Source organism: Rhodoferax ferrireducens T118 (genome assembly GCF_000013605.1).
GTDB lineage: Bacteria > Pseudomonadota > Gammaproteobacteria > Burkholderiales > Burkholderiaceae_C > Rhodoferax > Rhodoferax ferrireducens.
Genome location: NC_007901.1, coordinates 154,745 through 179,400 on the forward strand (window position 1 = coordinate 154,745; position 24,656 = coordinate 179,400).

22 protein-coding genes are annotated in these 24,656 nt (G+C 55.0%); all 22 read right to left on the minus strand.

The features are described 5' to 3' along the window. A complete protein-coding gene (locus RFER_RS25000; protein ID WP_279587716.1) occupies positions 1–693 on the minus strand; it encodes a tail fiber assembly protein in 693 nt (230 codons plus the stop codon). Positions 694–1,483: 790 nt separating this feature from the next. Next, entirely contained in the window at positions 1,484–4,633 is a 3,150-nt protein-coding gene (locus RFER_RS22280; protein WP_011458661.1) for a hypothetical protein, read from the minus strand. A gap of 19 nt (positions 4,634–4,652) precedes the next feature. Further along, positions 4,653–5,195, minus strand: a complete 543-nt coding sequence (locus RFER_RS22285; RefSeq protein ID WP_166485918.1) for a hypothetical protein — start codon at positions 5,193–5,195, stop codon at positions 4,653–4,655. Continuing rightward, complete coding sequence (locus tag RFER_RS22290; protein WP_041793389.1) at positions 5,195–5,830, minus strand: hypothetical protein; 636 nt, start codon at positions 5,828–5,830, stop codon at positions 5,195–5,197. Before RFER_RS22290 ends, RFER_RS22285 begins: the two co-directional genes overlap by 1 nt. Positions 5,831–5,902: 72 nt before the next feature. Further along, positions 5,903–6,550, minus strand: coding sequence for a hypothetical protein (locus RFER_RS22295; protein ID WP_011458658.1), 648 nt, complete (start codon positions 6,548–6,550; stop codon positions 5,903–5,905). A gap of 41 nt (positions 6,551–6,591) precedes the next feature. Further along, positions 6,592–7,416 (minus strand): peptidyl-prolyl cis-trans isomerase, encoded by an 825-nt coding sequence (locus tag RFER_RS22300; protein WP_011458657.1) that lies wholly within the window; start codon positions 7,414–7,416, stop codon positions 6,592–6,594. Positions 7,417–7,445: 29 nt separating this feature from the next. Next, entirely contained in the window at positions 7,446–7,910 is a 465-nt protein-coding gene (locus RFER_RS22305; protein ID WP_244095915.1) for a hypothetical protein, read from the minus strand. Further along, complete coding sequence (locus RFER_RS22310; RefSeq protein ID WP_041793398.1) at positions 7,897–8,820, minus strand: hypothetical protein; 924 nt, start codon at positions 8,818–8,820, stop codon at positions 7,897–7,899. Before RFER_RS22310 ends, RFER_RS22305 begins: the two co-directional genes overlap by 14 nt. Positions 8,821–8,832: 12 nt before the next feature. Continuing rightward, a complete protein-coding gene (locus RFER_RS22315; RefSeq protein WP_011458654.1) occupies positions 8,833–10,089 on the minus strand; it encodes a type II secretion system F family protein in 1,257 nt (418 codons plus the stop codon). Next, positions 10,086–11,813 (minus strand): GspE/PulE family protein, encoded by a 1,728-nt coding sequence (locus tag RFER_RS22320; RefSeq protein WP_011458653.1) that lies wholly within the window; start codon positions 11,811–11,813, stop codon positions 10,086–10,088. The genes RFER_RS22315 and RFER_RS22320 overlap by 4 nt, the downstream gene beginning before the upstream one ends. Further along, on the minus strand, positions 11,810–12,514 hold the full coding sequence (locus RFER_RS22325) for a hypothetical protein (protein ID WP_011458652.1): 705 nt from the start codon (positions 12,512–12,514) through the stop codon (positions 11,810–11,812). Before RFER_RS22325 ends, RFER_RS22320 begins: the two co-directional genes overlap by 4 nt. Further along, on the minus strand, positions 12,507–14,375 hold the full coding sequence (locus tag RFER_RS22330; RefSeq protein ID WP_011458651.1) for a type II secretion system protein GspD: 1,869 nt from the start codon (positions 14,373–14,375) through the stop codon (positions 12,507–12,509). Before RFER_RS22330 ends, RFER_RS22325 begins: the two co-directional genes overlap by 8 nt. 100 nt (positions 14,376–14,475) lie before the next feature. Next, on the minus strand, positions 14,476–15,891 hold the full coding sequence (locus RFER_RS22335; RefSeq protein ID WP_166485919.1) for a Type II secretory pathway component PulD-like protein: 1,416 nt from the start codon (positions 15,889–15,891) through the stop codon (positions 14,476–14,478). Positions 15,892–16,463: 572 nt separating this feature from the next. Next, positions 16,464–17,450, minus strand: a complete 987-nt coding sequence (locus RFER_RS22340) for a response regulator (RefSeq protein WP_011458649.1) — start codon at positions 17,448–17,450, stop codon at positions 16,464–16,466. 327 nt (positions 17,451–17,777) lie between these two features. Then, positions 17,778–18,575: a PRTRC system ThiF family protein gene (locus RFER_RS22345; RefSeq protein WP_011458648.1), complete on the minus strand. Its 798-nt coding sequence runs from the start codon at positions 18,573–18,575 to the stop codon at positions 17,778–17,780. Further along, positions 18,572–19,201, minus strand: coding sequence for a PRTRC system protein A (locus RFER_RS22350; RefSeq protein WP_011458647.1), 630 nt, complete (start codon positions 19,199–19,201; stop codon positions 18,572–18,574). The genes RFER_RS22345 and RFER_RS22350 overlap by 4 nt, the downstream gene beginning before the upstream one ends. 190 nt (positions 19,202–19,391) lie before the next feature. Next, on the minus strand, positions 19,392–20,117 hold the full coding sequence (locus RFER_RS22355) for a PRTRC system protein B (RefSeq protein ID WP_011458646.1): 726 nt from the start codon (positions 20,115–20,117) through the stop codon (positions 19,392–19,394). Between the two features lie 9 nt (positions 20,118–20,126). Further along, positions 20,127–21,176 carry a PRTRC system protein F gene (locus tag RFER_RS22360; protein ID WP_011458645.1) on the minus strand — a complete coding sequence of 350 codons (1,050 nt, stop codon included), beginning with the start codon at positions 21,174–21,176 and terminating at the stop codon, positions 20,127–20,129. Next, on the minus strand, positions 21,176–21,601 hold the full coding sequence (locus tag RFER_RS23715; protein WP_011458644.1) for a PRTRC system protein C: 426 nt from the start codon (positions 21,599–21,601) through the stop codon (positions 21,176–21,178). Before RFER_RS23715 ends, RFER_RS22360 begins: the two co-directional genes overlap by 1 nt. 26 nt (positions 21,602–21,627) lie before the next feature. Beyond that, positions 21,628–22,137 (minus strand): PRTRC system protein E, encoded by a 510-nt coding sequence (locus RFER_RS22370; protein WP_011458643.1) that lies wholly within the window; start codon positions 22,135–22,137, stop codon positions 21,628–21,630. 113 nt (positions 22,138–22,250) lie between these two features. After that, positions 22,251–22,544, minus strand: a complete 294-nt coding sequence (locus tag RFER_RS24360) for a hypothetical protein (RefSeq protein WP_166485920.1) — start codon at positions 22,542–22,544, stop codon at positions 22,251–22,253. A gap of 201 nt (positions 22,545–22,745) precedes the next feature. Then, the gene (locus tag RFER_RS22380) at positions 22,746–24,635 is read right to left on the minus strand and encodes a PRTRC system ParB family protein (protein ID WP_166485921.1); all 1,890 of its coding nucleotides are present in this window, start codon (positions 24,633–24,635) and stop codon (positions 22,746–22,748) included. Positions 24,636–24,656: the final 21 nt, after the last annotated feature.

A 24,656-nucleotide genomic window follows, 5' to 3' on the forward strand; every position in this document is an offset into this window, starting at 1 on the left:
CTAACGCCCAACTGTGATGTGAGTTGGCACGCTCTGCACACTCAATAAATGAGTAGGGGCGCCCCGCGCCGCGGTAAGCATCCCTCCGGCCGGACCTTTTACTTGGTCGGGTGGTACCGGCCAAACAACATTGGAAGGGAAACCTGATTGCCGAGAAATATCGCGCCATGCTTGTCTGCAGATCTTCCAACGCAACTTCAAATCTGCAGACAACGGGGAATCATTCATTTGAGTCCAGTCGGTTGCCAACAACAGACGATTCCTCGCTACCATTACAGCGCGACGCAATTCAAAATCTGCTGGCCGAGCAACCAATCGCTGAATTTCAGCAGCATTGGAAGCAACTGGTGCCGGCGGCGCAGCACGCGCGTTACGGACATAGGCGGTGAGTAAGGTATTTAATGCCTCACCCTCCGGATATTTCCCATCAACAATGGGTAGCGGAAAGTTAACTCTTCGCCCGTCAAAAGCTAACGTGATAATGCTATTTTCAAACGAAACAATTGTGTAATCAGGCATGTTCTTCTGCTTAAAGTATTTAAACAACCCCGCCGTAGACTCGGGTGTTTCCGGAAGCCCATGTAATGGCGTGGCCGTTGGTTGTAATGGCAAGCCCATGACCGCCTGGCCATGAGTCAGCAGGGCCACCAGATGCACCGCCGCCGCCGCCTCCATTCCAATTACCGGTGACACCCAACCCTGCTCCTCCCCCCCCATTAAGTAGACCGCCACCAGCGACTTGACCTCCTCGCCGAGTCAAACCTCCCAACCAATCATCGTATCCATACCAACCCCCAGCGCCGTATCCGAAACCGGCACCACCGCAACCGCCAGCTCCGCCGTGGCCTCCGCTGCCAATGTCAGGGCTGCCCATACCCCCACCCCCACCGCCGCCGCCAGAATAGATGTAGCCAGCAGCATTAGTTATGGTCACTGGCCATTGAAGGTTCATAGCCGGCCCACCAGGAGACCCTCCGCTTAGTCCAGTATTCATTGCAGAATCTCCTCCGGTTCCGCCATCCCCACCCTTTCCCGCAATGTACCCACCATTGACAATGGAGATCGTTGACCCGAGTGGCCACCCGGGTCCGGTATCAAACGAATGTGTTAGATACGAAACCGATCCAACAACAACGCCTGAATTTATTGTCACCGTGCAAATTGCTGGCGTGGTGCCATTCCAACCTGTCGCCAGCGCTTCATTTTTGATGTTGTACGCATAGACATTGGCCGAAATGACCAAATTGATGGTCACCGCGCCGGCAGCCCCTAGCTTCTTCCAGTTTGTGCCTGCAGGCCCCGTGTAGGGAATAGGCTTCCATGTTTGACCACCCCCCGCGTTGGCGCTAACCTGCTTCCATGTCGCAGCCATGGTCTCCATCGGCGTGACACAGCCAACACCGACCATCAACTCTAAAAGACGTCTCCTGGTTAGATCCTCCATGGTTACTTAACTTTCACGCAATTGATAGACAACCATTGATTAGTTCTGGCATGCATATAGCACTCCATTGCCATCCCGTGCGATCTGTCCAAGAGTGCCACAACCGGCACCTGATGAGACAATTTGATTCACCTGTACTACTGCGGCTGAGACAACGCCGTTAACGGTCAGTGCTGCAAAAGTGGCCGCATCAGTGGTGCGAAGGTACTGATTCATATTGGCGGGGTATGGGTCCTCGACGTTGTTCAGCGCCCGGCGCCAGCCTTGCCAACCAGCGTTGTAACGGCGGAAATACAGGTTGTCGTCCCACATGTTTTGGACAATCTGAAATCCGTACGATTGATCTCCAGGATTGGATCCAATCGTGATGCCGTTAGAGTAGCCTGCGCCTGCATTGTTTGCTTGGCCGAGATTCCATGAATAGAAAGGTCGAATGCCATAACCAGGATGTGAGCTATCTGGATTTTGTGAGCCTTGATTAGTTGCAAATCGAGTGGCGTTAACTGTTGCCGCGTTAATGGTATTTACATTGTTGATGTTGTTGCCATTCAACTCAACCGTTCCATAGAGCCAATTGGTTCCGGTGCTGTAAATTCCGGCAGGATGGTAGCTGGCAGAACCCGTACCAGCCACATTGGACGTGCCGTAATAAGCATAGGCGTAGCTTGATCCGGCGAGCGTTTGGTTGCCAGACATGTCAAGTTGCCAGCGACTGGCAGCAGCGCTCCATCCCCCGATGCGCAGCACATTATCCGGGTCTAGCCCCATATTGACTGCGTAGTAGCCCCCGCGATGGAAGGACATGGCGGCGGCGCCACCATCTGATGAATACACCTCTAGCCCGTAACTGGAATTATTCTGCAAATAGGAGTTGGCGCCTTTATTGGATCGGAAATAGATGGCCCCATCTACCGTGTCGCCGCCACGCGCAATGGCGTAGGAACTGAAATTTGCTGCGTGTAACACCTGGTTGCCGTTGGCTGTCAGGTTTGTTGAATCCCAAGTGCCATAGAGCGAACCACCAGCATTACCGCCCCCCGCATTGGTGCGAACGGCCCAGTTACCGCCATCGTTAAGCAACCCGAAGCCTCCAGCGTCAGAATAGACGTAACCTCGCCTTGTTCCCATATGGGAATCTCTAAAGACGATCTGGGCGTTATTTGTGCCATTACCTGCAATGGTGTAGCTGCCATTTGTTTCCGAGTACCAATGCGTCGCCGTCGCTTGGTTATAGATGCCATTGTTACCGGCATTAAGGCGGAACCAACCGTTGGTATATACGTCGGCAAAGGTCGGCGCGTCTGTCGTTCTAACATATTGGTTCATGTTGGCCGCATAGGGCTGATTCAACGTATCCAGCAGGGTGCCGGTTCCACCGTACGTTGGATGACTATTGAAAGAAGCTGCGGTAACCGACCCCATCGTTCTAAAGTTGCCTGTATTCGAACTCAGTTCTGCCACGATAACTGGCTGCCCGGAACCAGAGGCAGACTCCCAAGTCCAACCATACCCCGCATTATTCTCAATAAAGCTGCGAAGACCCCAGGTGGTCACCAATGAACCGGTGGGAGCCGTAATATTTCCGAGTGGTCCCTGTCCCGTTGCCCCGGCAGGTCCCATGTACTCAACCCAGGTGTTATACCCAGAGCTATACCAAGAGATGCCACTTGCGGCGGAAGAGGTCCGATTAAAATTCAAGACGGGAGTAGTTAACCCTGCAAACGTCGGCGAGTCAGTGGTGCGCACACCCTGGTTCATGTTGTAGGCGTTCGGTGAATTCGTCGAATCCAGAATCCTAGACCAGCCCGACCAGGAGGCAGCTCCCGTGCTGTTGCGCCGGAAAATCTCTCCTGTCTCGGTAAAAGCCATCTGGTGCGCAACACCACCCGAAAAATCTGTTGTGGAGCCGTAGGGCCGAAAGGTCATCACGCCGTGGTAGGTACCGCCGTTCGCCAGCCCGTCTATTGCGTTGCCCCTGAAATCAAAATAGGTGCCGCTATTTCGAGCTTGCGGCTCGAAATTCGTGGCCCGTGTGTCCTGGGTTGCCACGCTGTAGCCGTCCCCGTTCGATCGTGTAGGCGTGTAGCCAAGAGCGGCAACCACGTTAATCGGCACACTGGACGCCGACGTCACCCTTCCTTTCGAGTCAACAATGAAGGCGGCAACACTTGTGGCAGTTCCATAAGTGCCCGGCACCACACCCGAGTTGGCCAGCGTCATGACTCCAGTAGCGTTTCCAGAGCCATCAAAATTCGTCGACCAGCTGCCATCGCCCGTCATGGAGATGCTCCGCGCGGTCTGCAGCGCTGTTGCAGTGGCCGCATTGCCGTTAAGCGCGCCGTTGAACCACGGCGCCGTAACTGCGCCCGTGGTGCTGATAGTGCCAGTGGCGGCCAGGTTGACAATGCCCGAGAAGCTTCCCGCGCTATGTGTGATTGCTGATGCCGCTACCAGTCCGTTGACATCTGAGACAAGAAGGCGCGATGCAGCGAGCGCACCAACTCCCACGGTCTGCCAAGCTGCTGTTCCGCTGTTCCAGCGGTAAATCGCATTTGAGTCTTTGGTTAGCCGGATTTGCCCGTCATGCAAACTCAGGGGGTCAAGCGCTAGTAATCCGGCGAGGTTGGCTACCGCGTCTCCCACGTACAGGTTTGAATTGACCCCGGCCTGCAATTGCAAACCGGAATAGGCGACGACGATATCGTCGCCCTGCGCCGGCAGACCCGCATAAATGTTGGCGCAGCTTGTATCAAATACCCCATTGGGGCCTTTGGCGATGATTGCCAGCGTCGGCTTGGCCGGGTTATTGGTCCCCGCTATCCTGTTGCCCGATCCGGTCACCGACCCATTGTCCCATGAGCAATACCCAAATGGTTGCTCGTAGCCGTCGCTTTTGGGCGCCGCTGAGGTCAAAGGAATGTTGCCACCGCTCGCTGGCACGCCCGCACCCCCCACATTGGTCATGGCGGGCGCCTCGACCGCGGCATCACCATCGAAGTCCGATGACTCGGCCGCGAGAACATATAACGCCTGGTACGCGAGCGAGGTGCTGATGGTTGCGCGCTCAAGAGTGGACAACGCGGACGACAAAACCAACTGTTGCGATGCAGTAACGGCCAGGGTCGGAGACCCCACCAGGGCGGCCGCCGACGCGACGCATAGGGCGAGGGCTGTTTTCTTGAGCGACATGTCTTTCCCTTCTTCGGAACTAGGACTTAACAATCCAGATCGTCATGACATTGCCAACAATGTTTGCCTCGACCGAAGTGAACTTCGCAGCCACACTGGTCAAGACATTGTTTTCCAAAACGCCACCATTTGATGTAAGAACGACCTTGATACCCGCGGCGTCATTGGTGTAGACCCATCCAGTAAAACCCGATGGAACGGGCGACAGAAAGGTGCCGTTACCACCCGTCCACAGGCTTTTGTTGGCCGCCGGGCTTCCTGGGCAAGTCAGGGCGGAGACGTTGACTGCTGACCCACCTGGGTATTTGATATTGAACGTTGTCGCGTTGTTGCCCGATGGATAGAGCAGCCCACACAGTAGTATCTGTCCGCGAATGGTGCCCACCTGGCTCTGGATGACGTTTTTGGCATCGTCCATATAGGACTTTGAAGCCATGCCCTTGTTCATGAAGGCAATGCCGCTCATGGCTATTGAGACTACAGCAATCATCAGCATGACATAAGCCAGCATGAAGCCCTTTTGCTTTCCATCAAGCGCTGAAGTGAGGCGTCTGCGTGGCATCATTTTTCCACCACCACTTTGAAGTACACGTACTTTCCATCGCTGGTCGTGACGCACAGATCGGTTTTGCCGTCTCGCCCCGGTAAATTCGAACTCATGTCGATCGCACCGGCCCCGGCGAAATCGGCCAAAGAACCGACCCCATTCATGGGCGTCGCAGAAACGTCGGTGTTGTAGAGCATGTTGTTGATGCTTCTGCAAACATCACCTGTCAGGTCCCCGATCGAGATCACTGAATCATCAATGGCATCGATGCCAATGCCATTTATTTTCACCAACTTGTTGTAGGTCCAAACAAAGTTTGCCGGAGTCCCCGTGGGATCCATGGCACGGATCGGTGCCGTCTGCTGCACCGCGTACCCTCTGCTTGGCTGAAACAATCCGGTATTTGCCGCCATGTCAAACGTGAGCGCCGATGGACTGATGCCATCTGAGAATGCGCGGGCAAAGCCATCTCGAATGTCCGACGACTCTTTGAGAATCATGGACGCACTCATTTTTACCTGCTCCTGGTTAGAACTGGAACTCGAGCTGCGATTGGCGATAGCCCACGCCGCCATGATGGCAACCGCCAACGCGATCCCAAACATGATCAGAGCATTGATAAAGCCTTTTTGGTGAGATACCGAGTGCATGGTGTGTTCGCTGGTGCTCTGGTGAGAAGATGCCAGAGAGAACAGGCGGCAAAAGCCGCCGTCGCGGAATGATTAGTTTTCCACCATCACTTTGTAATACACATACTTGCCATCGCTGGTTTTAACGCATAGGTCTGTCTTTCCATCACGGCCAGCCACACTTGTTGTTAGATCAACCGCCGCTGGGGTGGTCGTGTAATCTGCCAAAGTGCCGACGCCCGTCACAGGGACTGTAGCCATATCAGTGTTGTAAAGCATGTTGTTCAGGCGTTGGCATACTTCAAGCGAAAGATCACCAAGCGTCACCATGTAGTCATTACTGGTGTCCGCTCCAATATCTTTGATCTTCACCAATTTGGTGTAGTTCCAGACAAAGTTTGCCGCGGTGCCCGCAGCGTCCATCGCACGGATCGGGGCTGTCTGTGGCGATGCATAGCCCTTGGACGGCTGGAGCAAGCCAGTGCCCGCTGTCATATCGAAAGTGATTGTTGACGGACTGATCCCATCAGACAGCGCACGCGCAAATCCATCTCTAAAATCGGATGCCTCCTTCAAGATAACCGACGCGCTCATCTTGTTCTGTTCCGTACTGGAGTTGGTGTTGGAGCTGCGATTGGCAACTGCCCATGCCCCCATCATCGCTACGATCAACGCGATGCCGAACATGATCAGGGCGTTCATGAAGCCCGCTTGCTTGCTCTTAAAGTTGCTACGTTTCATTTCAATATTCCTCTTCTTGGTTAACCTGTGATTTGAAAAAACTAAGATTTGAGTTCAATCTTGGCGCCTTTGCGTAGCTGCTGCAGCTTCTCGCCAACACGTTGATTGACCAGGGCAGAGCGCAATTGCTCCTTGATTTCCTTGATGGCGGGTCTTTTGCCCGGTACAACTTCATCGACACGCACAACAAAGAATCCGTTTCGGGTGGCCAAAGAGCCCGACACTTCCCCGACTTTCATTGTCTGTATCAGTTTCCCCATGTCATAGGGAAAGTCCGCGGGAGCGAAGGCGATCGCCTTGCCTGCTGGATTCAGAAATGGCTTGAGCTTCGCTGCCGCCTCTTTATCCCCTTCGCGCAGTTTCAGCGCGAACTGAGTTGCGTCTTCGTCGGTTGCGCTCAGAAAGTACGAGGCTCCAATTCTGGCGAACATGCTGTCCGACAAATTGCGCTGATAGAACTGATCGATTTCCGCGTCGGAAACACCCTTGACTTCTCTTTCGCCGATGCGAGAGAAATATAGATTGGAAAGCACTTCACGTTCGGCCATTAGTCGCCGGGCGGCGACCTCGAGTCCCGCGCTTTCGGTTTTGGCGGCCTGCGCGGAAAGAACTTTGTTGATGTAGCTATCTACGGCGACCGCATGGGGCATGTTCTGCAACATCGATGCGAGTTCAATTTCGTAAACGGGCTCGCCATTGACCAGGGCCACGAGGTTCGTTCCCGCACTGGATGCCGCCACCGGTGGTGCCGCAGTCACTGACTTGTCGCCACCGAGAGTGACCTTGCTCATGGCGACACCACCGGCTGCCAAGGCCACGGCCGCAAGCACCAGAACCCCTATCGTCTTTTTGCTTTTTAAGCTCACAATCAACTCTCCTTATAAATTTAGCAATATCATTTCCAGACAATCTTTTGCACATACGGTGCAACCTCTGCATAGGCTGCCTTGCCCTCGCAATTGGCGCATATGACTTTGACGTCCCATACCAGCCCTTTTTGATACGTCTGCAAAGTCGAAAGAGCCAGCACCCAGTCTGAGTAATTGACAGGCGCATCTACCCACACCTTGAGTGTGTTTCCTTCAGGCTTGAAAGAGACCGACGGAGTCACGCGTTCCAGCATCGTTGAGAGCGCCGTTAGTTCGGGAAGGGGAACGTCCTCTTTACTCAGGCTCGCCGCATCGCCGGCTTGCGCGCCGCTCGTGCGCACAGCAGAAACGAGTGCCCTTATTTCTTTGCCCGCAATCCACGTCGCCGCGAGAGCAAGCGCCATGGCGCAAACGACCGCCCACGGGGACCGAGTAAACCAGACCAACGCTACTCGCGTCAGAAAATCAGGCGTCACATTATTTGTTTTCAAGCTTCATTGCCCCTTTGGTTACCACCAATACGCCGCCAACCCGATCCAAGTCTGTTTTGACATCGGGTCCGAGCGCATCCAGATAGTCGCGTGATACCCATTCGGGGAGTTCCACGACAAAACTTTCCTTTCCATTTTTGAAGTTGTAAGCTTTGAGCCAACCACCGGCACGAACTACCACGGACGAGATTTGCTGAAATTTGGCCATGCGTTCGGCCAGCGGCGATGACAAAGCCACCTGTCCAATGATGGAGGCCAACCCGTGTTCCCGCACGCTGATGGCGTCCTTGGAGCGGCCTTGAATTACGCCTGAGGCGATTGAAGCCGCGGCGTAGACCAGCACCGACATCGCCAGCACAACCGCGGATACTTTGCCCGCCCACTTTGTGGCCAAATCTGCAGCCTGTTCGGACGACAGCCGCAGTGATTTGAGAGGCCAAGCCAGTTTTGCGTCGCACTCAATCTGCCTAAGGCCTTCATCTTCTATGATTTCAAGAACGGCTAGCTGCTCATTGCAAAGGATTTTGAAGTCCGAGCCGTTAATGATGACGGCCACTGTCACATCGTGCCCGAGGTGCAGGACATACGCCCCGTCGCCTTCATGCTCAGGATGATTTGGGAAGGCAGCTGACAGGGGCAAATCCCGCAAGGCGCCGTTGGAGAACGCCCTGGTTGGCACCGCCAGGTAAAACACATGGGTCTCACTGCTGCCCGATACCAGCGCCAACCTGTCATCGTCCAGCGCCTCCCGCGCAAGCCAATAGGCAGACTGTTGTGAACTGCCGGTCGTTTTCGGAAAGCTTCCCGCCACCATCGACGAGTAAATTGCCTCTTGCGCTATTGGTGACAATTCGGTTTGCATTGAGCCGACCGGCCCTGTGGCGCCCGAATTGGAATTGATCAGGTTCATTATTGACTTCATTTATCCCCCGATTGACGTTGTGCTGGCCATCACTGCCTGGTACTGGATGTAGGACACCCACAAGGCGATCAACACGCCACAGCCTGAGTAAAGTAGCCCGGTCCAAAATGCAAACTTACCGAACTTGCTGGATGCCCGTTCCGCCATCTCGTCCCGACGCTCGCTTATCGCAAGCATGGCCTGCGCCAATTGCATCTGGTCTGCGTGTGAGGCGAGAATCAGACATTCCGAGCGTTCAAGCACGTTTTCATCCTGCAGGGCAATGTTCACCGATTCCCCATGCTCGAGATGCGACTCGGCCCTTTGCCAGTAGCCTGAAACGATGGGTGACATGGTGGAGCCGCGCACAATGACCAACGCTTTATTGAGCATCACACCCCCGCTCAGCAAGGCACCGCAAATCGACATGGTGGACGAAATCGCGGTGTGCCGAAGCAAATCGCGCAGAATCGGCATTTGATGCAGTGCGTAGTCGACTTTCTGCCTGAACTCGCGCATTTCCTTGTTTGAATACGACATGACGACCACTGTCACCACGATGGAGAGCACCACAGTAAAGGCAGTCAAAATTCCATTCAACAAGAAAGCCATATCAAGGTTGCTGGCGAAATTGGCAACGACGACCGGGTCTTTTGACGTGATGCCTTCGGTCCGCAGTTGCGGCAACTGATAGAACTGGACGCCGAACACCGTTATGGAGGACACCACAATGTCCGCAATAATGACCATCAACGCGCCAATCATCAGTTTCATCGAGTGATTGGTCTTCTTGATATGAGCGATAGCGCTGGCCATGGCCTCTTTCATTGCCCCGAGCTTTTCACCAGCGCGCAAGATGGAGAGCGTCGCATCATCAAACATGGCCAGGCCATCGATCGCATCGGAGAACTCGCCTCCCGCCTTGATGATTGCCAGCGCGGGTTCCATCACTTGTCGCACATGGCCGCGTTCGGACTGGATGACCTCTTCCAACGCCTTGCCTGCAGACATGCCGGACTGGACGTTGAACGACAACGCCAGCAAGAATTGCTGCCGGTAATCTTTGTCTATCTTCTGCCAGCCAAATTGCCAGTCGCGTTTGGCCGAAAGCGGCACACCCAGTTTCATGGCGGACTGCAACGCTTCTCGTTGTGATGCGGCAATGGTCTTTTCTGTGACGACGGTCTTCGGGCTGTTCCATGGAGCGTACGAAATGGTCCAGCGCAAAAGTTGTCTGCGGGGTGCCGCCCACACTTGCTGACTCTGAGGGTTGATCATGATGCTGATACCCCCATTTGAAGCGCTGCAAACCCCAGAGGAATCACACCGGATGAAACCAGCGTGCGCAGGGTATCCGTGCGGGCAATGTGTTTCACACCCGGTACGTCCAAGATTGATGAGAAACCGTTAGGGGACGTGATCGCCGTGAGCAAATTTTTGCGAACAAGATCGTCATCGGGTATCAGCAAGGTCTCGTGCAGCATGACGCGCCCCCGGTACCCCGTGTTGTTGCATGCCTTGCATTTTCCTGGCTCCAGCAAACCAGTGGCTTCATCGCTGATGCCCAAATCCGCCGCGGTCTGTGCATGAAGCGAACGATATTCAGGTGTGGCGGGGCGCGCGCAAAGGCACAGCTTCTTGATCAGGCGCTGGGCAATAATCGCCTTGAGATAGCTGCCCAGGATGTAGAGCATGTCATCGCGGTTTGCTTCGCCCACTTTATTGGCAAGCCGCTCGAACGTCTGTACCGCGTCATTGGCGTGAATGGTAGAGATCACCAGGTGGCCCGATTCAGCCAGGCGCAATGCGGCAATTGTCGAGTTCTCGTCGCGCATTTCGCCAAATACGAGCACATCCGGGTCCTGACGCAATAGTGATCTCTCCATATCCGTAGCTTGCTCGCCCAAAAACTGATTGAGCTGGATCTGCCTGAGAAACGCCAACTGATATTCCACAGGGTCTTCAACCGTCATGACGTTGAGTCGGTCCCTGTCGAGTTCTTGCAACAACGCATATAACGTGGTGGACTTCCCCATTCCAGTCGCGCCGGAAATCAAAATGAACCCACCCGTCTTTGAATCAACACGGGTCAGCTTCTTGAGGTGCGCAATCAGTTCAGGCTGCTGCGGAAACAAGATGTTCAAAGACTTGATGGAGTCCGAGCTGAGCAGTCGAAGTGCAATCGTCTCACCCCCTGCGATGGGTTGCGAGGAGACCCGGATGTCAAGTTTTTGGTGGCGCGAATCAAGACTGATGCGCCCGTCCTGGGGACGCTGGGTAGATGATGCGTCCATGCCCGCTTCCGTTTTGATGCGCACGATGATGGCGGCCATCAATTTGGACGGCAGCATGTACATCTGGCTCATATCGCCATCTATGCGGTAGGAAATCCACGAGTGGACGTCGTCCTTGCGGTCTAGATGGATATCGGAGGCATCCCGTTGAGATGCCTCCCCGATCATGTGCCCCATGAACGCTTTGAGCACATAGCCCGATGGGTCGTGCTGCAAGCGTCTGATCCAGATGTCGAGGGAAGAATCCTGCTTTTCATGCATCGAAAGCGCCGAAGCTATGGCCTGGTGATCAGCTGCAACGACTTTCAGGTACTTGGCCGACACATGGCATGCATCCAGAATGCGCTGCTTTTCCCGATCACTCAGACGCTGCCTAGACTGAATGACCAACGTTTCTCCATCCATGCGAATGGGGTGCACGCGATAGCGCATACAGGTGACGGATGACAGCAAGACCTCAAAAATGCCAGTCGTGGAGCCGGCTGTCATCAATACCGCATTTTCGATGGCGGCGCGATCGGCAAAACGCAACTCGTGCAGAATTTCGCCGATTGGCGTAATTCTTCCGGAGTTTCGCCATACCCGTTGTTGTTTTAGCGCAATCTCCAATTGATGGCGCGTAATGACCCCGTCCCGGATCAAAATCTCCCCCGTGCGCAATGGCACAGCCAGCGCTGGCGTTTCGACAATATGCAGGGCGTTGCTCATCGCGCGAACTGAGGTGCATGCGGCTGCATCGGATCTGAGCTTGGCGCAGCACCAGTGGAGCTGCCCGTCGCTGTGTCCGGTGCGGCGCGACTGGCAAATGCCGTGTCGGGTAGCTCGGTCACTTTGCGCTCGGCCCGCAAGGTGGGCGACGCCTCTACGCCGCCGTAGAACAACGGCACTCGATTACTGCCTTCGAACAACATCACAGTATCCCCGCGAAACTTCGCACGTACAGCCATCCCCATCACAAACGTGTCTTCACCATCAGTCACCATCAGGGACATGCCTGGTGCTGTTTTGACTTCGGCGGGTCCGCTCTGGACCTGTTGGGGCGCTCCGCCACCTGAATACACACCGGGAAATTGCCCTGCGCCAGCGTACTGACCGGCACCTGCCGAACCTTTGGGAGACGTAGCGCCTGGGCGTTGACGCATCATTGCGGAATTGCCGACAATGGCCGACACATACCAAGTGCTCTGCAAATCAACCGCTTCTTCCACCGGAGCAACCTGCTTCTTTCCAAAGGTGGTACTTGGCTGATCAACTGGCATTGGTGACGGACCGCCTGGGGGCATTGGCGTTAGCGACTGCGCCCCTGTTTTTGTACCGCGCGGCGTTGGCGCCATCAAGGGGTTGGGGACATCCGCCATGGCGGGAAGTGCTGCCATCAGCGCTAGGGCGAGCACGGCACGATTAATCATTGTTGTTCTCTCCACTCTGTGGCTGCTTGAGATTGACTTCAGCTACCAAATGGTCGCCTGACTTTACCTGTACGACCAGACTTCCATCCTTGTTCGAGGCTGTTTGCACGGCCGATATCGCCTCGCCGGCAATGGGAGCCCGTGCACGCGGCGCTGGTTGCGCCTGCTCTTGAGGTTGTTGGGCCGCCTGTCCTACGGAAACTGCCATCTCGCGTTGGCCATGGACCGGATCAGTCACGGTTAGGTTGCCGGTCTGCACGCTCACCGCCGGACTCACGTCGGCAACCCTGGTTTGGGATGGATTCGCTTTCGGTGGAGTCCTGTCTTTATTGACCGGCGCGGGTTCGGCAATGGCCTGGGCAGCTATTTCCACCGGTGGGGCATTCGGTTCAACCCTGGCTTTGACAGGATTGATCAAATTGGCCGGCAGGATCGCAGGTCGTATCGGCGCTGGCCGCACGGCCTGGAGCTCCACCAACTGTACGGGCACTTTCACGTCGGCCACAGCGCGGACCTGGCTTTGCTCGAACATCTTCCGAGCCAATTTTTCGGCTTCCCTTTGCGGATTTGAAAATCGCACGATTTTTGGCTTCATGACCATAACCAGTTCAGTGCGCGCCACTTTTTTATTTGAACTTGTTGGCACCAGCATTTGCCCCTTTTCACCCGGCAAGCCCGAGTAGTCCGATGACTCGCTGCTGTTGTTCACGCCGCCCAGGAGCACCACATCGCCTGGGCGTGCACGTATCGCAGTGGTCAATTCGCGTGAGGTGGTCTGTGGCAGCTGCAATGACGTTCCAAGTGCCTCAAATGAGTTGAAGCGGATGAGTTCGGACAGGGAGATGCGAATCCGCGCGTAGACGGTGCCATCCGATACATCGCCCGTCAGAGACAGGTCCAGCCCGGAGACAGCGGTGTCGGTACTGACTGTGGTTTGATTGATCGTGGTACTGGAATTGGTGCCGACCTGGGAAACGTACTTGGTGGTCGAACCTGCCTTAAACCCGCCTTTTGATCCCGACATGATTGCAATCTTCGGCTGGGCAATGGTTTTGACATTACCTTGCGTCTGCAAGAATGAGAAAAACGCGTCAAGGTCAAATCGCGACCCCTTGTAGATCGCCGAGAAGCCCATGCCTCCCGAGTCTGCGACTGTGCTCCCCCCGACAGCGCCAAGAGCGCCCAGAGAGCCCCCCGGGCCGATGGCCATTGCCAGTTTGTTCCACTTGATTCCTGTTTGAGCGCCATCGGTCAGATTGACTTCGTAAATATAGGTATCGAAGACGATGAGGCTGCGCGTCTCTCTCACATTTTCGAGAAATCTGTCAATCCCTCGCATGGCCGACCGGTTGGCGCGAAACGTCAGAGACCTGCCCTGGCGGTCCAAATATGCGTCCGATGCACCGAGTTTCACGATGGTATTGGCCATACCCGCAAAAACATCTTCATTGACGATGGGCGGCAGGGAAACCACGAACTGTTCGTCAGGGTAGATATTGAGCGTACCTTGGGAGTACCGATAGTAAAAACCCGCAGAATTGGATAGCTTTTCCACCACGTCGGGCAGGTTGCCACTGAGGTTGTAAGCGGTGACTGTTCCATTGACCGTTGAATTCTGGTTCGCTGCGTTCATCATCGACAAACTAACGGGCGTGTCTTTTATCAGCAGCCGCAATGCATCCAGAATCGCGGTATCCGTCAACGACAACGACTTGATCATCTTGTCAGGCAGGCGGTCGCCCCCGCTTTGCACCGGACGGTAGATGAACGCGTCTTCAAATTCAGTGTCTAGGTCAATGACGCTGCTGGGATCAGAGTTGCCTATGGTTCCCGCAGGCGCGGCGCCGAGGGCACCATGCATGGACGCGCCATCCTCCGCGATGACCCTTGTAGGAGATGAACACCCACCTAGCGTAAGAGACACCGCCAATGACACGGCACACAAAGCATATCGAGTGAGATCATTTTTCATTTTGATAGGCCTGAAGGTCAGCATTGGTCTTGGAATTCACGCCTTCGTTAATGAAGGAGTAAACATTGGGGGAAAAAACCAACACAAGTTCTGTTCTCTGTTCGGTTTCATACATGCTATTTGGCAAGGTCATCGAGTTCTTCTCGCGAGCGTCTTTTACGGTGCGGCTATCGTCGGTTCTGCTGATGTTTATCCCCGCCAGCAAGAGAGAGTTGCCTGGACGAATCCGCGCAAGGGTCGATAGTTCGCGATTTGCGTTTTGGGGCAATTGCAGGGAGATACCGTTGGCGCTGAAGGAGTTGAACCTGAGCAAGTCGTTGAGTTTCATCTGGATGTCGGTATAGACCGTCTCGCCATCCAGATTGCCAACCACCGTCAACTCGATTCCCGACAACGCCTGCGCGGTAGTCACTGTGGTCTTGTTCACTCCCGAACTCGAATCGGTTCCGACTTGCTTGGCGTACACCGTGGTGTTGCCGATCCGAAAGGTGCTTTTGCCACCGCTGATCATTGCCATTTTCGGTTGCGAAATAGCGTGAATCTTTCCCTGGGCCGACAGAAAACTCGAAAGCACATCAATCGGCAACTCGCCGCGCCCGAAGGTCGAACTGAAGCCGGCTCCCAATTTGGCATCACTGGATGCGGCCTGGCGTTTAACCCCTCTTTTGGAAGCGATTTCCTCGTCGAGCTTTTCCCACCGAATACCGTTCTTGTGGTCCCCATCGAGTTCGACCTGCCAGACGTACACATCGTAAGAAATCATTTTCTTGTTGTCACGAATGTGCTTGAGGTAGCCATCTATCTTCTCTGAGGCCTCCCTGTTGGCGCTGTAGGTCACCAGGTGTGATGTCCGATCGACAAACACGTCAATCGCACCCATGGATTGCAGCATGGGGGGCATGCTTTCGTACACGTCGTCAATGGGGGGAATCGTGGCGATGTACTGGCGGTCAGGCGCTATGTGCAGTGTCCCTCCCTTGTAATGCCAGTAGAACCCGACCGAATTGGCAAAATCGTCAAGAATCTGCTCTAGATCACCCGTGATGTTGGACGCTGACACATGGCGGCGCATAACTTTGCTGTTGACGCCGGAAATTGAAAACGAAATATTCTTTCCATCAAGCAGGGTGCGCATCAGCTCATAGACCCGACTGCTCAATATGGTTACGTTCTCTATGTTGATCCGTGGCATAGGATCACTGCTCTGCAGTGGCTGCGCGATGAACAGCTCCTCTTTGCCAATGTTCCTGGTTCTGTCGGGGGAGCGGTCGACGACGGAGATTTCCGGTGCGGGCGCTATAGGACCCGATGCGCCGACGTTGCCTGTGGTGTCTCCTGTTGCCTCTGGAAGCTGAGCACAGCCCGCCATGAAGGCGCTGCTCGCCACCAACAGCGCAACGGTCAATTGCCTATGCATTGACCGCCGCCCAGGTTTGTAGAAGTATCCAGTTCATCATTCTTGATGGCATAACGCCACTTTTTTTCCGAGAAGGAGACTCTCGATGAGTCCAGCGAGCAACTTTGTGGATTGCTCCGTTTTAAGCTTTTGAGTGCTATTTCTGGCGCTCTGCCTATTTCACTTTCGACCTCGTTTCACATTTGTGTTCTATTTTGATTCATTCGCGTGTGAATACGACGCGGTTTTGCGAGAGGTCTGCTTTAGAGCGAGTTTTTGGCTAGTTTGTTTGGGTGTTTTTGGCGAAAGGGCGGCTATGACCGTCCCGAAAGCTGCGGTTCCGCCCAATTGGCGGCCAAAAGATGGTTCAAAGTGGCTAGGTACAGACGCGCGCAGGATTGTTGCCGGTCAGGACTGCAAAGACATGTGCAATATCGTTGGATTGCAGGTTTTCAGATCGCGCACCAAAGGCCGCTGCCGGACGCAGGCAAGTCCGGAGCAATGGTGTTTGCGTCGACGCAGGAATGCGAACAGACCTAACAGGTCCGTGGCTCTTGGCGCCCCTTAATTAGCCGTAATGGCTAAATGCGCTGGCTCTGGCGCTGTTGCCATGCCGTGTAGCACGCCTCTGGCAGAGGTGCCCCACCAACAGTCAGGTCGAAAACAGCCCCGAAAAGAATTTCGTTGATGCTGGGAATACGAATCTGAAATGAATTAGCGACGGCAGATGGAGTGTCTGCAATGCCCAGTGCGGAGTTGATGCGCGCATTGGTCAGGGAGTGCGCCGCGCGCACACTCTGCGCGTCTTCACTGGTTCCACCCGACTTGATGACCAGATCGGCCGCAGCGTCGAGGGTGGCGGTGGTTTCCAATTGCAGCCATTTGACCTCGCCTGCGTAGCCAAGCGCCATGACCCCGAATGGGTCTCCGATCACAATATGTTCACAGTTGTCATCAACAAATTTGAACAGGGCTTGTGTGATTTCTGGATAGCCCAAAATTAATGTTTGCTCGGGCTTCATCGACATGTTCCACGCGTTCCATTGCAGGCTGCTGTTTTCGGTGTAATTATTGAGCATGAGTTTCACTGTCGAAACAATCAGCGCCAGTATCTTTGAATTCTGTTTGGCGACGTAATAGTCAATTAAGCGTTCATTGAACGCCCGACATACCTGTGCCTCGTCGGCGACGCCCGTCAGCAAGACTTTAGGGCCACGCCAGTCCTTGATTTTCTCCAAAGCGTCAAGCCCGCTGTGATTGGGCATGTGATAGTCCATCAAGACCACTTTTGGCAACGCGTAGCGCTCTGGAAATGCGTTCCAGAAACGCAGCACTTCGATGGCCACGGAGCCGCCTTTTCTGCAGCGTTCAATGGCGCCCCGTTGATAGGCGTCCATATCCTCGATCACCGTCATCATGGCCGACATGTGCGAAACAAATTCAGAGGTATCCGCGAATGTCTGAATGTTCCACTGCGACGGGAAAATGGTCTTTACAGCCGCCAAGTAATTCTCATCATCGTCAACGAAGATGATGGACCCGGGGTGACGCTCAAGCGGAAATGACATGGATTGCCTCACAATTTCACTAATGTGTTACGGAATTAGACCACATGGCGCCGCCGCCGGGCCACTGGCCGCGCGGTTCGGATGGAAATGACGCCTACAAGGAATTCGAGTCGGAAACGGGATTGACCAAGCGTCCTCGGATCAGAGGTTCGCTTGGTCAATCCCCCTGACCGCGCAAGGCGGCCAGGGGAATTGTGTCTTGCCACTTTATTCAGTGGCTTCATGTTTTGAGGGCTATTTGGACAATCAGGCAATAGCCCAGATGCCGCGCTCAACGGACCGGAAATGTTCGGTACCGGTGTTGAGCGTTTGCCATGGTTCAAATCCTCATGCTTCTTCTTCCACCTCAGCCGCATAACCCATGCGTGCCCAAGCGATGGGATCGATAGGCAACGGGTTGGTGCGCATCGTCTGCAGGTTCACAAACGCCCCATGGACATCCGTTTCCCCGTAGCGAAACAGCTTCCACAGCAAATTCATGGCTGTATCTGCAATGGTCCGATTCGTGAACAGGTCTTGCTTGGCCAGCGCCTCAGGCAGTGAACAGCTGGGCATGTCATCGCTGGCATCAAGGCTTGCATCTACCATCTCCGGAAAGAGGTGGCCCGCGCTCGGCAACTCTACCACCCCTTCAGTTAGAACGCCAAGAATGACCTGCCCGGAATGGGCCGTATTTCCGCAATCGAGCCACCAGGCTGTTCCATTGAACCCGCTATTAGAGCTTGCTTCCCAATGGGATTTAATGGCTTGTCGGGCTTTTCGGGTATCCACACAGCCAATGTAAATTCTTGGCATGTCGTAGTTGTGACGGGCAGGCAGAACAGCCAGGCGTTCATTTTTCGCATCCCAATCCAACCCGAAAGTCTGATTGACACGGTTGACCAGCACGCTGGCCTTGAATTGCCCGACGTCGCAGGGGGCAAAAGCTTGACGGCCGATGTTGGCCGGACTCACCCGGTCATCATCAATGACCGTGACATCAAGCCCCGGAGCCCCAAGGGCTTCCAGCGCGACGCACATTTGCGCCAGACAGGCGATCACGGCCGAGCCGGTACCGCCCGCTCCGATCACCGCCACGTTGACCGGCTTTGCGAGAAACGCAGAGGGTATTTTGTAGGTGCTCATGGCAATTCTTTCAAACGTAAGAGTTTCAGAAAATCAGGCATCAGCACTCCTTCCAGACACATCCTGAAATTCCAGGTCGGATTTTGGTGGATGGTGCCGACAACGCCGGCGATCTTGACTTCGTTGCTTGCGATGTCATCCGCGTCGTCGGTACGGCTGAAATACGCTGACATTTGGTGATGACTGTGCAGGTCCACCACCAGGTGCTCGCCAGCGGCGAGCATGGGCCGCAGAATGCTCAGGTGCACCGGGGTAACCCCGTCGTATTCCATGGGAAGGAGCCGAAGCGACCTGTCCCCTTCATTGAAGACGATCCAGGCCGCCGTTTCGTTGGGCGCGGCGGCTCTGGCTTGATGCAGAAATTCGACAAGCAAGTTTTCCGGCACCTGGAATGGCATGCTGAGCGTGGTCTGCAGCTCGCCAAAGGGGGTCTGTGCGCGCGCCACATGGACGATCGCATGAAGCCAGGCGCGGCGGATTTCTTTGTAAAGCCCTCCTGCCGCGACGATGAGTCGGTGGCCAGGGGTCTTCAGGGGTTCAAATACCTCACTGTCGTGAGGCATGGTGATGACCGGGCAGTCTGTTGCCAGAAAGCGGTCGATCATGGATGCGTGTTGGGCATTCATCTTTATCCTTTGATTGCAAATGCAAGGTAGACGCGACCCATGGGGACGTATCCCCATGGCGGGTTTTTGATAGGCTGCACAGGGTGGTGTGCAGCGTGAGTGGCGTGGAGCCAGATTCCCTAAGCCAACTCCACGTGAGCTGGCTTAGGGAATCCCCCGGCACACCCCAAAAGGGGTGGCCAGAAAATTCTTAAAGGTCTTTTTCCAAATTTTGGACTACTTCACCCAGCGTCTTGCCAAATGGCTTGAGCTTGTCGGTGGGAAACGCCGGTTTCTTCTTTGAAGTCATCAAATGCTTCCAAAGCGCTTTTTCGCCTTGACGATAGGTTGTCAGTCGGCGGCTTGGCGGGTTGGCATGCGTGAAGGTGGCGGCGTAAAACGACTCCACCCATTCCTTGGCATTGCCATCCTTGGGTTTCTGCATGCTTCCCGCGCAAACCTCTGCATTCGCAAAGACATTGAACAGAGGCGCATGGTGCAACGCGGTTGTTGGTCCTGGCTTGATGTTTTCCTTGAGGGCGAACACCATCAGGCATTCCCCGCACGCCAACCACACCAAAGGCGGGTTCTGCGCCGGCAAACTCAACTGAAGACCCTGCGACTGGAAGTGCATCCACCGGCTTTGGGCAGGTGTCCACCAGACCTGCAGCGTCGAGCTTGTCGCGATGGTCTGATCATCGACCCACACCAGATCGCTGATCCCCTGCTGGCGGGCCAACTGGCGTAGGGCTGCCATCAGGGAGTCTTTCTTGAGCGCACGCCCTTTCATGATGGTGGGCACGCCCTTGGAGTTGATATTCACATTGTGTTCGCTGACATATCCCACCTCGCGCCGCGAATAACTGCTTCGCGCGCCATAGACCAGAAAGGCCTTTTCGAGTTCGAATTCCTTTTTTTCATCGGTTTTCAGATGCATGGTTTTCCTTCAATGTGTTTTTCGGTCCTTCACATGGTCGAGGAGGAGGCTGATGACCTCTTCGATACCCGTCCATGCGTTGAATATGTTGGCCAGCACCAATAGTCCGTCCAAGTGGTGCTCTGCGAGAGATCCGTCTGGATTGGTGTTGAGCTCCGCCCGCTGGACGAACAACAAATCATCGGATTCGCCGTTGTTGGAACGGTCGTTGTCCATTTGATCAATGAACTCCGTTATGGCGTCCATGGGTTGGTCCCCGCCGACCAGCAGGACATCAAAGCTGTACGCTTGCCAGAAATGCGGCGGCCCCTTGAACAAAGCGTCCCGGGCTTGCGCGAACTTGGCGGGCAACTCCTTTTTAAGCAGCTGCACCAATCGGGCGGCACCTTTGAACCCAGCCTGATCGAGCTGCTTGCGCAGTTGACGGGCCTTGATCTTTTGTTGGGGGTTGATGAATATCTCACCGCCAAGGGACGCCTTGATCACGCTTGGCAGGTAGGTCTCGGCATCCTCTTTACCATAGCCGTTCTGCAGTAGCAATTCCATGGCCTCCTCATCGGTCTGCGCGTCCTCCAGACGGTAGCAAGAAAACATCTCAAAGAGCGTTTCGCCCGTGACGAAACCAGGAATGCACTGTTTGTCCGTGATCGCTTTGATCCAGTACATCACAGTTTCCCCCAGCCCCGGACTTGATTGCTCCAATGACATGATGGGCTCATGAAGGTTGATGACGCAATCGGCCGGCGACACAACGTAACTGCTCAACAGTTCAGTGCCATCTTCGAACTCATATGGCTCGCAGATGGCGCTCATTTGAATCTTGATGTAGCGCTCACTGTACCCATTGGGCTTGTAGCCCAATTCATAGAGGTTTTTCAGGACAACTTCGTCAATGTCCCGATGCACCTTGCTATCGGGGTAGATGGTGGGCAGACCCAGGGCCTCCCTCTCTGCGAAGAGAGAGGCCACAAGGGAGCCGCCTTCAGATTCGCCTGTGACTATGCATGGAACCCCTTTCGAGATTCGCGGCAGGCACAGCGTCGAGACGGCCGCTGTCATCAGAAGAACCAGGGAATGGCTTGAGCCGGAGGCCGGATGCAATCACCGTTGCCTGACTTGGACAGAATCTCGATCAGGCTATTGACTTGGGCTTGCGGCCGGATGGCGCCCTTGCGGAAACCAGCCAGACGGTCGCTGATCCAGCCCGGGACCTTGATATTGGCGAGTTCCAATTTTTCTTCAGCCGTTGTGGCCATGTTCACCATTGCCTGGAGGCCTTTGGTACCGACGGCACGGTGCAGCGTGAACTGCAATTCGTTGCCGACAACTTCAGGACCGCGGACTTCGGCGCTCGAGAGTTCGGGGCGACCAGCGGCTGCGAAGAAATCTCGGACTGCAACCGGTTGCATCGTTGCATCCGGGTCGGGCATTTTGACGCCCGCGTAAATGAACACGCGGGTAAGGATTTGACGTTCGAGTGCCATGTTTTTTTCCTTGTCTTGAAATGGGGTTAGAACAGTTCGTCAGCGCCCATGGGGGCGTTTGACGTGACCGAGAGCGGAAGAACCGGTGTTGGCGTCGCGCCAGCATTTGATTCATCGCTACCCGTGTCGTCTGGGTCGTCGTCGCCCGAAAGCAGTCTGCCGAGCTCACCTGCAGCAGGTGAGGCGGGCTTGACCGGTCGACTGTTCGCCATCTTCTTGGCAGAGTCTTCCTTGGCCTTTGCAGCCTTGGCTTCTGATTGCTCCTGGAGTGCCTTGATCTGGTCCGTCACCTGCTGTTGCAGCGATGTGTGGACTTCACTGTAGGCCTTGAACTGGTCGACAAACCCGGCATCGAGATCATCGGGCGTTCCGGTGAGCACAAACGGGGCACTCAGGTGCGGCGCTTTCTCAGCAATTTCTGCTTTCAATGTCGGTGTGATGATTAAGCAAACCTTGTTTTCACCTGGGAAGGTCATGGCCATCCCGACCGAAGCCAGGCGCGAACTCAGTTCTCTGTGAATTGTTTTGAAAAACATGAATGGTTCCTTGAAATGAAACAAAGACCCGGCAGCTCGCGCCGCGGGGTCTTGATAGGTGTCAGCCCAGAAATGGGACGACGTTTATTTGAAATGGGGGACGATAACTTCGATCAGCGTCGATTCGCTTCTTCGCGCTTTCGCTGTTTGTCTTCTTCCCAGAATTTTTTGGTGGCTTCTTCCAGGTCGACGTCTTTCAGTTCCTGACAGACTTCGTTGAACGAGAGCCGGGCCAGCCGTTTATCTGCCAAAACCGATCCCGCCAGGATGGCGGAATAGATCACGAGTCCGGCGACTGTGTTGAGTCCAAGTGCGGCTTGGACGCTCGGGATCACGAACGACAGTAATAAAACTGCTGACGCGCCGACCGAAACGTACCTGTTGATGCGCATGAGTAGCTGGTACATTTTTTCTTGTGCGTTTGCACATCCTTTCTCTTCTTTTGAAATGCCGGCACGGTGGCCGACGACGTCTTGCGACGATTGAACTCTGTCCTGCTTGCATAGGACTGCGACAGACCCCTCAGTGGAGGGCCCTCTCGCAGCCCCATGCGGGGTCCTGCGCCATTTGCAGAGTACCACTGGAAGTGGTACCCAGCAGCTGGATTTTTACTTTTCGAACTCGGGTCTGAGCACGTTGGGCACCTTGCCTTTGTACTCAAAATCGACGAGCGAAGTGATGTGCTTGATGAACTCGCTCTTTTTGCCACCGGAAATTGAGCGGAAAGTCTTGCCCATCTTCTCGGTAATCCCGATTTCGTCGCAAATTGCGCAGATCTCGGTTTTGGTCAGCTTTTCAAGAAGCATCTTGCCGGACTCATCGTTGAGTGTGAAGTAGTTTGCCAGATCGGGATTGGCAAGGATGGTGAGATCCTTGAGTTCAGCCCGGGTCAAATCTGTCAGCGCCACCGCCCCCAGATTGGGCAGCATGTTGAGTGCATGTTCCTTGGGGATGTCCATCATGATCTTCATCGCATCGCGCAGACCATAGGCTGACAAATCGCTCTTCATCCAGCCTTTTTTCAAAAACACACTCTTGACTTCCTCGCCTTTGAACAGGCGTCCCTGGCTGTTGAGCACGATGGCCATCACAAAACGTGCATTGAACTCGGAGTTCACCGCCAGTTCCTTGAAGACTACCTTGCGGTACAGCACATCACGGAAGTCGAGTACCGCGCCGCTGAGCCCCACAGTTGGCTTGGCTGCCTCGGTAATGGGCTTTTCGGCCTTGGCAGGCTTGACTGCGCCGGCGGCTTTGGAGCCTTCAACGGGTGGCGTGCCGGGGCCGGCAGCAGCCCCGGATGGCTTTTCTGCTGTGGGAGGGGGCGAATTGAGAGCTTCCTGCGCCGCCTTGAAATCCTTGACCTTGGTCTCGTTGCATTCAATCCCGTAGCACAGCCCGCCACTGACCTTGCCGAGCTTGTTGGGCATCGCAGAGACGGCTGCACCAAAGTCTTTGCAGCTGCGGCAGGCAATGGCCTGACTTTCCCCGATCGATTCTGGTGTAAGACGGATCACACGGAAGTTGTCGCCGGGGCGCACTATTTCCACGCGCTGAAAGTCGTCTTTGAGTTTGTCGACCGTCAACTGAAGCTGGGCCTCTGTTTTATTGTCGAAGCAGACCGCGTCCAGGCAATGCCCTTCCCCGATATTGCCGAACATCGCTTGCTGACGCGCGCTGTTGTGTGCACAGGCGCCACAGTCGACAGGATCAAAGATCGCCGATGGCAGTGCCTTGGTCAAAGACAGAATCATCGCCGAGACATCCTCGATAGAGGGGATCCCGATCTTGTCAAACTGGCTGACCAGCTCGTCCTGTTTGACCATGGTCAGTCCCGAGAGCATCTCGGCCACGCCCAGTTTCAACCGTCGCTCAATCAGACGTTGGCGCACCAGAGGCGAACATGCCATGAGTTTCAACCGGTTGTCCAGTTTGAGCCGCGACATGTTCATGCGCTTGGCGGTTTCCTCGCGATCGCCATTGCAGCGCGCTAGTTCACGAGCGGCGGCTTCGGCTTCTTCGGCTGGGCTCATCGGTTCGCGTTGCAGGTTTTCCGCGGCAGAGGCCGCTTCGGCTTCCTCGTCGGTCATCACCTTGATCAGCGCTGGGATTTGGTAGTCTTGACCGAATACCTCCAGCGAGCCCAGGAAGCGTCGCTGCCCAGCGACAACTTCGTACGGGGTTTTCTTGCCCTGCACTGGCCGAGCCAGAATTGCCTGGAGAACTCCCTTGGATTTGAGACTATCTTTAAAGTCCTGCCAGTCCTGATCGTCGTGAACCTTACGACGAGGGTTGTAAGACGGAACGTGTAAGTCGCGCAGGGCAATGCCCGCGATGGTTGGCGTTTCCATAACTATCCTTCTTTGATATGAAATCAGCCGAACGGCTGATTGAATGCAATCGTTAGACGCAGGCGTTGCCTGATCCGATCTCAGATTGCGGTTTTTGTTTTCAGCCGCGAACGCGGGTGAAAGAGGGTATGTCCACGTGGTGGACACTGGTTTGACATGCCGTTCCTG

What these genes read in the sequence shown, in the direction of transcription:
- RFER_RS22330 (WP_011458651.1), bottom strand. Translation starts at nt 14,375, where the DNA reads ATGCATGGTGCCCTCGGCGCCGCGCCTGCGGGAACCATAGGCAACTCT.
- RFER_RS22325 (WP_011458652.1), bottom strand. Translation starts at nt 12,514, where the DNA reads ATGATTAATCGTGCCGTGCTCGCCCTAGCGCTGATGGCAGCACTTCCC.
- RFER_RS22340 (WP_011458649.1), bottom strand. Translation starts at nt 17,450, where the DNA reads ATGTCATTTCCGCTTGAGCGTCACCCCGGGTCCATCATCTTCGTTGAC.
- RFER_RS22280 (WP_011458661.1), bottom strand. Translation starts at nt 4,633, where the DNA reads ATGTCGCTCAAGAAAACAGCCCTCGCCCTATGCGTCGCGTCGGCGGCC.
- RFER_RS23715 (WP_011458644.1), bottom strand. Translation starts at nt 21,601, where the DNA reads ATGGCACTCGAACGTCAAATCCTTACCCGCGTGTTCATTTACGCGGGC.
- RFER_RS22320 (WP_011458653.1), bottom strand. Translation starts at nt 11,813, where the DNA reads ATGAGCAACGCCCTGCATATTGTCGAAACGCCAGCGCTGGCTGTGCCA.
- RFER_RS22285 (WP_166485918.1), bottom strand. Translation starts at nt 5,195, where the DNA reads ATGCCACGCAGACGCCTCACTTCAGCGCTTGATGGAAAGCAAAAGGGC.
- RFER_RS22345 (WP_011458648.1), bottom strand. Translation starts at nt 18,575, where the DNA reads ATGAGCACCTACAAAATACCCTCTGCGTTTCTCGCAAAGCCGGTCAAC.
- RFER_RS22355 (WP_011458646.1), bottom strand. Translation starts at nt 20,117, where the DNA reads ATGCATCTGAAAACCGATGAAAAAAAGGAATTCGAACTCGAAAAGGCC.
- RFER_RS22295 (WP_011458658.1), bottom strand. Translation starts at nt 6,550, where the DNA reads ATGAAACGTAGCAACTTTAAGAGCAAGCAAGCGGGCTTCATGAACGCC.
- RFER_RS22360 (WP_011458645.1), bottom strand. Translation starts at nt 21,176, where the DNA reads ATGACAGCGGCCGTCTCGACGCTGTGCCTGCCGCGAATCTCGAAAGGG.
- RFER_RS22370 (WP_011458643.1), bottom strand. Translation starts at nt 22,137, where the DNA reads ATGTTTTTCAAAACAATTCACAGAGAACTGAGTTCGCGCCTGGCTTCG.
- RFER_RS22315 (WP_011458654.1), bottom strand. Translation starts at nt 10,089, where the DNA reads ATGATCAACCCTCAGAGTCAGCAAGTGTGGGCGGCACCCCGCAGACAA.
- RFER_RS22350 (WP_011458647.1), bottom strand. Translation starts at nt 19,201, where the DNA reads ATGAATGCCCAACACGCATCCATGATCGACCGCTTTCTGGCAACAGAC.
- RFER_RS22310 (WP_041793398.1), bottom strand. Translation starts at nt 8,820, where the DNA reads ATGAACCTGATCAATTCCAATTCGGGCGCCACAGGGCCGGTCGGCTCA.
- RFER_RS22290 (WP_041793389.1), bottom strand. Translation starts at nt 5,830, where the DNA reads ATGCACTCGGTATCTCACCAAAAAGGCTTTATCAATGCTCTGATCATG.
- RFER_RS24360 (WP_166485920.1), bottom strand. Translation starts at nt 22,544, where the DNA reads ATGTACCAGCTACTCATGCGCATCAACAGGTACGTTTCGGTCGGCGCG.